This is a genomic window from Amycolatopsis circi, from assembly GCF_003385235.1.
GTDB lineage: Bacteria > Actinomycetota > Actinomycetes > Mycobacteriales > Pseudonocardiaceae > Amycolatopsis > Amycolatopsis circi.
In genome coordinates this window covers 1-7,538 of the sequence record NZ_PQIA01000228.1, presented here as the reverse complement: position 1 = coordinate 7,538, position 7,538 = coordinate 1, and the positions used below count along the sequence as shown (strand labels likewise).

The window sequence follows — 7,538 nt, the reverse complement described above, 5'->3', positions numbered from 1 at the left end:
GTGGGGTCGGAGAGGTGGATAAGGGGCAGCTGACGGTGTGGGGGGGGTTGTCAAGGCGGGAAGGATGCCTGGACAAGCACACCCAGACCGGAGGGACGCTTCGTAGCGGGGTGGGGGGGAGGGGCTGGGTGCCTCGAGTGTTGGTGCGTCGGCTGCGGTTTGGGTGCGTGGTCGCGGCGTGGAGGGCAGTCTGGCGGCGGCGGGGCGGTCCGTGAAGGGCCCCTTGGCGGCGGCGGAGTGGTCCGTGAAGGGCCCCTTGAGGGAATCTGAGTCCGTGAAGGGGTCCCTCACGGACAGTTGAGGGCCGTGAGGGGAACCCTGAGGGACTCAGAGTCCGTGAGGGTTCCCCTCACGGACGTTTAGCGGCGTCGGCGGCGTTTGGGGGAGGTGTTGGGGGGCGGGAAGTCGTCTGGTTCTGGGGTTTCGGGCGGAGCGGGGTCGCCTAGGCCTAGCATCTCCGCAGCCAGTTGCTGAGACGATGCGAAGCGGCCCGTGGGTTTGTCCTTCGCCCTGCGGAGTGCGGAGGGGCGGAGGCGGTTGTAGCCGCGTACTGCGATGGGGCGTCTGGTGCGTAGGTCGAACTGGGGTAGCGATTCCAACTCCCCGGCCAGTTCTCGGTCTACCAGTACGGTTCCTGGCCTGGCGGCTGACGTGAGTCGCGCGGCTAGGTTTACGACGGAGCCATAGACATCACCGAAGCGGGACAGCACCCGCCCGGACGCCATTCCTGCTCGGACTGCGGGCAGGCCGCCGTCTTCGCCGGTGCGTTCGGCTAGCGTCAGGGCGATTTCCGCGCCGTCCGCGGGGGTGTCGGTGACGAAGAGGACCTCGTCCCCAATCATCTTCACGACCCGGCCGTGGTGTTCGGCGATGACCTCGGTAGCCAGGGATTCGAAGCCGTCCAGGACTTGGGTTAGTTCTTCCTCGTCGGCTTCTCTCGTGAAGCGCGTGTAGCCGACCATGTCCACGAAGCCGACGACAAGGGCGCGCGTCTCCAGGTCCTCGTCTGGGCTGGCGAAGGCGCGTCCGGCGAAGGCGGCCAGGTGGCGGCGCCAGACGTAGTTTTGTACTTGCTCCAACTCTGGGAGCAGGCGTTCCACTAGGCGAGTGACTTGGCGGTCGCTGCGGGCCAGTTCGGGGTTGTCGGTGATCAGTGCCCACAGCATGTGGACCTGCCACTCGGCCAGCCGGGACAGATGTTGGCCGAGGGCACGGGTCACGGCGACTTCCATGCCGGGCGCGACCAGTCCGGAGCTCACCAGACCGTCGGCGATGCGCATGGCTTCGACGTCCGCGTCGGTGAACACCATCTCGTCGTCTTCGACGGTGGCGAAACCCAGCGCCCGCCACAGCCGGCGCGAGCGTTCTTCGGGTACGCCGGCTCGTTTCGCTACTTCGAGCCTCGTGTAGCGGCGGGGACCGCCGAGCAGGGCGCGTTCCAGGCGCTGCTGCAGGTCCCGGGAGGAATCGGCCACGACCTCAGGTGGTGTGCACGATCAGCACGTCGACGCCCGACTTCCGGGCCACCTCCGCTGGCACTGAGCCCAGGATCCGTCCGGCCAGGGTGTTCAGGCCGCGGTTGCCGACCACCAGAAGATCCGCCTCGCGGTCCTTCACGACCTTCCGCAGCATGTCGACCGGCTGACCTTCGAGCGCGACCGTCTCGATGTTCGCGGCGCCGGCCTTCGCCGCGCGGTCCCGTGCGGACTGGAGCGTGTCCTCAGCGGGCGCGGAGCCGACCACCTGGTAGGCCTCGTCGCCCAGTTCGTCCTGCGCGCGTTCCACGTCTTGGCGGCTGGCCGGGTGGTACGCGCAGACGACGACGAGCTTCGCTCCTGCGTCGGCAGCCACCCCGGCGGCCTTGTCCACCGCGGCGAAGGACGAGTCGGACCCGTCCGTGCCCACCACCACAGTCCGATAGACAGCCATCCACAACCTCCCGGCGAATCGGTCAGCGGGGCGGCGCGGCCCCTTCGCGGGGGAAGGTTACTCGCCAGTCGGTTTTCCCGCCGGACGCGGTTGCGGCTGCGGCTTGGGCACGTCGGACGTCCGCAGCCGGACGGTCTGCTCGACGTCGCCGCTCGCCGCGGGCTTCGCGCTGTTCGCCGGGGCGTTCTTGCTGCCCTGACCAGCGGAATTCGGTCCGGCCGGGGTGTTGGGCTTGCCGCTCTGCGCGGCCGTGGCGCCGCCCTGCGACCCGCCTGCCGGAGAGCCGTTCGCGGCGGACTTCGGTCCGGACCCGTTGGGCTTGTCGGCCGCGGCCTTGATGTCCGCGGGCACCTCGCCGTCCATCTCGCCGAGCACGTGCTGCGCCTCGGCCAGCACGGTGCGCGCCGACCGGACCTGCTCGGCCAGGCTCGCCCGGACCGTGCGCAGGGCCTCGACCCGCTCGTTGGCCTGGGTGATCCGGCGGTTGGACTCGTCGGTGGCGGTGCGGACGCGGCGGCGGGCCTCGTCGGCCGCTTCCGCGAGGCGCGCGTTGGCCTCGGTGATCGAGTCCTGGCGGCGCTTGTTGGCGTCGGCGACCGATTCGCGCTGGCGACGGTCGATGTCGGCCTTCGCGGCGGTCTCCTCTTCCAAGACCTTCGCCCGGATCGCGGCCGCGTCCTCGGCGGCTTCGCGGACTCGGCGTTCGGCCTCGGTCTTGCTCGCCGCTTCCTGCTCGGCCAGCACGCGCATCGCCTCGGCGCGGCGGGTGGCCATGGCGATCTCGAAGTCTTCCTCGACCTGGGTGCGGCGGGCCTCGGACTCCGCGTCGAGCTTCTTGCGCTCGGCCTCGGCCTCGTCGGTGATCCGCTTGGCCTCGGCGCGCGCGTCCTCGAGCACCTTGCGGTGCTCGGCTTCCATTTCCTTGCGGCGCAGGTCAAGCTCGGTGAGCAGCTGCTCGTACCGGGCGCGCATGGCGCTGGCGTCGGTCTCCGCCTTGGCCCGGATGTGCCCGGCCTCGGCCTCGGCGCGGGCCCGCGTGTCGGCGGCCTCGTCCTGCGCCAGCCGCAGCATCCGCTGGAGGCGCTCGGACAGGCCCTCGACGCTCGTCGGCGGCTGCGCGAGCCGATCGACCTGACCGCGGAGATCGGCGATCTCGCCGCGCGCGACTTCCAGCTGCCGGGCCAGGTCGCCGGACTGGGCGATGGCGGCGTCGCGGTCGGCGGTGAGCATCTTCAGGTCGCCGTCGAGCCGTTCCAAGTGCTCGTCGACCTGCGCTCGGGCGTACCCCCGCTTCGCTACGTCGAAGCCGGCTCCCAGCGGCACGAGTTCGCGTTCATCGCCAAGACTCATGACACCACCGTAGTCGCTCTGCGGTCACGGACGGGTGAGCACCCACGGGGTCCGGCCGCTCGTGCGGCGAGCGGCCGGACCGAAGAGGCAGGTGGCCTGCCCTCACGCACCGCGGAAGGCGTTGATTCCGTCGAGGTGCTTCGCGCGCAGCTCTTCGTCCCGGACGCCGAGCCCTTCTTCCGGGGCGAGGGCGAGCACGCCGACCTTGCCCTGGTGCGCGTTGCGGTGCACGTCAAGGGCGGCCTGGCCGGTTTCCTCGAGCGAGTACGTCTTCGACAGCGTCGGGTGGATGAGGCCCTTCGCGATCAGCCGGTTGGCCTCCCACGATTCGCGGTAGTTCGCGAAGTGCGAGCCGATGATCCGCTTGAGGTTCATCCACAGGTACCGGTTGTCGTACTGGTGCATGTAGCCCGAGGTCGACGCGCAGGTGACGATGGTGCCGCCCTTGCGCGCGGCGTAGACGGACGCGCCGAAGGTCTCGCGGCCCGGGTGCTCGAACACGATGTCCGGGTCCTCGCCGCCGGTCAGCTCGCGGATCTTCGCGCCGAACCGCTGCCATTCCTTCTGGTCCTGCTCGTTCTCGTTCTTCCAGAATTTGTAGCCCTCCGCGGTGCGGTCGATGATCAGCTCCGCGCCGAGCTTGCGGCAGATCTCCGCCTTCTCCGGGCTCGACACGACGCACACCGGGATCGCGCCGCCGTTGAGCGCGTACTGCGTCGCGTACGAACCGAGCCCGCCCGACGCGCCCCAGATCAGCACGACGTCGCCCTGCTTCATGTCCGCGCCGTTGCGCGACACCAGCTGCCGGTACGCGGTCGAGTTCACCAGCCCGGGGGAGGCGGACTCCTCCCAGGTCAGGTGCGCCGGCTTCGGCATCAGCTGGTTCGCCTTGACCAGCGCGATCTCGGCGAGCCCGCCGAAGTTCGTCTCGAAGCCCCAGATCCGCTGCTCGGTGTCGAGCATCGTGTCGTTGTGCCCGTCCGGGCCTTCCAGTTCGACGTTCAGGCAGTGCGCGACGACCTCGTCGCCGGGCTTCCAGTTGTGCACGCCCGCGCCGGTGCGCAGCACGACGCCGGACAGGTCCGAGCCGACCACGTGGTACGGCAGGTCGTGCCGCTTGGCCAGCGGCGAGAGCTTCCCGTACTTGCGGAGGAACTTGAACGTCGGGATCGGCTCGAAGATCGACGTCCAGACGGTGTTGTAGTTGATCGCGCTGGCCATGACCGCGACCAGCGCCTCGCCCGGGCCGAGTTCGGGCGTCGGGACGTCGTCGACGTGCAGCGAGCGGCGCGGGTCCTTGTCCCGGCTTTCGAGGCCCTCGAACATGTCGACCTCGTCTGCGTGCACGGTGACGCCCCGGTAGCTCTCGGGCACGGGCAGCTCGGCGATCGCGTCGAGGCGGCCGTTCAGGATCGCCTGCTGGATCTCGTCGAGGTGCGACATCGGGAACCTCCAGGGGTCGGTCGCGGCGCGCGACAGGACGAAATTACTCGTCGGTAACCGGGGGCCTCACTGTACGAGACGCAGACCCCGTACACGAGTCGAAGTGTGACGCACGGATCTTGACCGGCTGGCCAGTCAAGGCGCATAGTCGGCAGTGGGAAATCTCCCTGAACGGCTCTTTTCCGGCGGAGGTGAGCACGAATGAGTGAAGTCTCGACGCGCGCCTGGACGCGGCCCTATGACTGGGCCGAGGTCGTGATTGGTGTTGTCGCCGCTCTTTCACCCCTTTGGCTGAGCACGAACACCACGATGGTGTGGACGATGGTGGTCCTCGGTGCGCTGATCGCGATCGACGGCCTGGTGTCGCTCGCGACGCCGAGCATGGTTTACGGCGAGGGCGTGCAGATCGTCCTCGGCGCGTTGCTGTTCATCGCGCCGTGGGTGATGGGGTATACGGAATTCAACGGGGCGTCGTGGACGTCCTGGGTCGGCGGTGCGCTGACGATCATCGCCGGCGCGGCCGCGATGCCGGAGGCCAACGCCGCCCACCGGATGGCGGGCCAGCACTGACGGGGCAACGAAGCCCCGCGAGGAAGGTGACATGACCGACGACTCGGCGAAAGAACGGATCCTGTGCGCGGCGGAGGAACTGTTCGCCGAGTCCGGCTTCGAGGCGACCCCGACGTCCCGCATCGCGGAGCGCGCCGGGGTCCCGAAGGGCCTGGTCCACTATTACTTCCGCCGCAAGTCCGACCTGCTGGCCGCGCTGGTCGACCGGCTGCCGGACGAACGCATCGAACCCGCCGCGGTCGTCGTCCCCGGCGACCTGGCGGGTTCCCTGCGCAGACTGGTCGGCGAACTCGACCGCCGGTTCACCGGTTCGCTCGGCCTCTCGCACCTGCTGTGGCGCGAGGCCGACACACACCACGTGGTCCGCGACGCGCTGTCGGAACGGTTCCAGCAACTGGTCCGGCTGATGCGGTCGGTGATCGTGGCCTCGACCGGCGGACGGCTCGCCGGGGCGGACATCGACAACGCGTCCGGGCTTTTGGCGCGCGCTGTTACGCACCGGCACGCGACGGCTCGGCACACCGGGGACGACCGACCCGCGGAGTTCGACGGGGAGCTGACGTTCGTGGCGAACGCGCTGTCGGCCCGGGCGGCTAAGGGCAAGCCGCCTGCGTCTGCGGTGTGAAGAGGCTCGTGAGTGTTTATGCCGGTTAGAACCGGGATTGCCACTCACGACCCTGCCACCGCCGGGCCGCCCCGGCCGCGGCTAGCCCCGCTGGCGACTCGCTCCGCCGTGGCCCGTGGCCGAAGCACTCGCCATCCCGCGCTCCGGTCAGTGTGCGGAGGCGGCGGGCTCGACCAGCTCGACCAAAACCCCGCCCGCGTCCTTCGGGTGCACGAAGTTCACCCGGCTGTTCGACGTCCCGCGCTTGGCCGCGTCGTACAGCAGCCGCAGTCCCTGCGCGCGCAGCGCCTCCGCGGCAGCGTCCACATCGGACACTCGCAGCGCGAGCTGCTGCAGGCCCGGCCCGTTGCGGCCGATGAACTTCGCGATCGTCGAATCGTCCCGGGACGGGGCGAGCAGCTGGATCATCGTCTCGGTGCCCGCGGTACCCGGGGCGCGCAGCATCGCCTCGCGCACGCCCTGCTCGTCGTTCACCTCCTCGTGCGCGACCTCCAGGCCGAAGTGGTCGCGGTGGAAGGCGATGGCCGCGTCGAGGTCGGGCACGGCGATGCCGACGTGGTCGATCGCGGTCACGAAGGGCTTGAGCACGGATGCGCTGGGCTCGGTGTCCATACCGGGGAGGATAAGCCCCGCCGGGCCTCGCGGAACCCCGCGTGCGCCCCCTCACACTGGCTCCATCAAGACGCGCCGGGAACCCCGTCCAGGCCGTATCGTGGGAACACTGCCAGTGCACCGATGCTTTGGAGGACGACGTGTCCGGTTCCGTGATCCTGGGCGCTGCCCGTACCCCGATCGGGCGGCTGCTCGGCTCGTTGAAGGACTTCTCGGGAGCCCAGCTGGGCGGGATCGCGATCAAGGCCGCGCTGATGCGCGCCGGCGTCTCCCCGGACCAGGTCCAGTACACGATCATGGGCCAGGTGCTCACCGCCGGCGCGGGCCAGATCCCGGCGCGCCAGGCCGCGGTCGCCGCGGGCATCCCGATGGACGTCCCGGCGCTGACGATCAACAAGGTCTGCCTTTCCGGTCTCGACGCGATCGCGCTCGCCGACCAGCTGATCCGCGCGGGAGAGTTCGACCTCGTCGTCGCGGGCGGCCAGGAGTCGATGACGCAGGCGCCGCACCTGCTGCCGAAGTCCCGTGCGGGCTTCAAGTACGGCGACACCACGCTCGTCGACCACATGGCCTACGACGGCCTGTTCTGCGCGTTCGACCAGGTCGCGATGGGTGTTTCGACGGAGAAGCACAACGGCCGCTACAGCGTCACCCGCGAGCAGCAGGACGCGTTCTCCGCGCGTTCGCACCAGCGGGCCGCGGCCGCGATCGAGGCCGGGTTCTTCCGCGAGGAGATCGCGCCGGTGTCGATCCCGCAGCGCAAGGGCGACCCGGTCGTGTTCTCCACCGACGAGGGCGTGCGCGCGGACACCACCGGCGACAGCCTCGCGAAGCTGCGTCCGGCGTTCGCTCCGGACGGCACCATCACCGCCGGTTCGGCGTCGCCGATTTCCGACGGCGCGGCCGCGGTGATCGTGGCCAGCCCGGAGAAGGCGGCCGAGCTGGGCATCACGCCGCTGGCCGAGATCGGCGCGCACGGGGTCGTCGCCGGTCCGTACGCGATCCTGCA

The 7,538-nt window shown here is 69.9% G+C and carries 8 protein-coding genes; 3 read left to right on the top strand and 5 right to left on the bottom strand.

Annotated elements, in window-relative coordinates; translation table 11 throughout:
• Positions 1-359 precede the first annotated feature (359 nt).
• The 4 genes from D0D37_RS44810 to ccrA form a co-directional block, all read right to left on the bottom strand.
• Positions 360-1,475, bottom strand: coding sequence for an adenylate/guanylate cyclase domain-containing protein (locus tag D0D37_RS44810; protein WP_116206644.1), 1,116 nt, complete (start codon positions 1,473-1,475; stop codon positions 360-362).
• A 4-nt stretch (positions 1,476-1,479) separates the two neighbouring features.
• Positions 1,480-1,929 carry a universal stress protein gene (locus tag D0D37_RS44805; RefSeq protein ID WP_116206643.1) on the bottom strand — a complete coding sequence of 150 codons (450 nt, stop codon included), beginning with the start codon at positions 1,927-1,929 and terminating at the stop codon, positions 1,480-1,482.
• A 57-nt stretch (positions 1,930-1,986) separates the two neighbouring features.
• Positions 1,987-3,279: a chromosome segregation protein gene (locus D0D37_RS44800; RefSeq protein ID WP_116206642.1), complete on the bottom strand. Its 1,293-nt coding sequence runs from the start codon at positions 3,277-3,279 to the stop codon at positions 1,987-1,989.
• 102 nt (positions 3,280-3,381) lie between these two features.
• Entirely contained in the window at positions 3,382-4,722 is a 1,341-nt protein-coding gene (ccrA, locus tag D0D37_RS44795; RefSeq protein WP_116206641.1) for a crotonyl-CoA carboxylase/reductase, read from the bottom strand.
• 201 nt (positions 4,723-4,923) lie between these two features.
• Here ccrA and D0D37_RS44790 point away from each other — a divergent pair, with 201 nt between their 5' ends.
• Together D0D37_RS44790 and D0D37_RS44785 are read left to right on the top strand one after the other, a co-directional pair.
• On the top strand, positions 4,924-5,292 hold the full coding sequence (locus D0D37_RS44790) for an SPW repeat domain-containing protein (RefSeq protein ID WP_116206640.1): 369 nt from the start codon (positions 4,924-4,926) through the stop codon (positions 5,290-5,292).
• Between the two features lie 31 nt (positions 5,293-5,323).
• On the top strand, positions 5,324-5,917 hold the full coding sequence (locus D0D37_RS44785; protein WP_116206639.1) for a TetR/AcrR family transcriptional regulator: 594 nt from the start codon (positions 5,324-5,326) through the stop codon (positions 5,915-5,917).
• A gap of 147 nt (positions 5,918-6,064) precedes the next feature.
• On the opposite strand, the gene mce is transcribed toward D0D37_RS44785, so the two are convergent.
• Positions 6,065-6,529 (bottom strand): methylmalonyl-CoA epimerase, encoded by a 465-nt coding sequence (gene mce / locus D0D37_RS44780; RefSeq protein ID WP_116206638.1) that lies wholly within the window; start codon positions 6,527-6,529, stop codon positions 6,065-6,067.
• A 140-nt stretch (positions 6,530-6,669) separates the two neighbouring features.
• On the opposite strand from mce, the gene D0D37_RS44775 reads away from it, so the two are divergent.
• A partial coding sequence (locus D0D37_RS44775) for an acetyl-CoA C-acyltransferase (RefSeq protein ID WP_116206645.1) occupies positions 6,670-7,538 on the top strand: 869 nt, incomplete at its 3' end.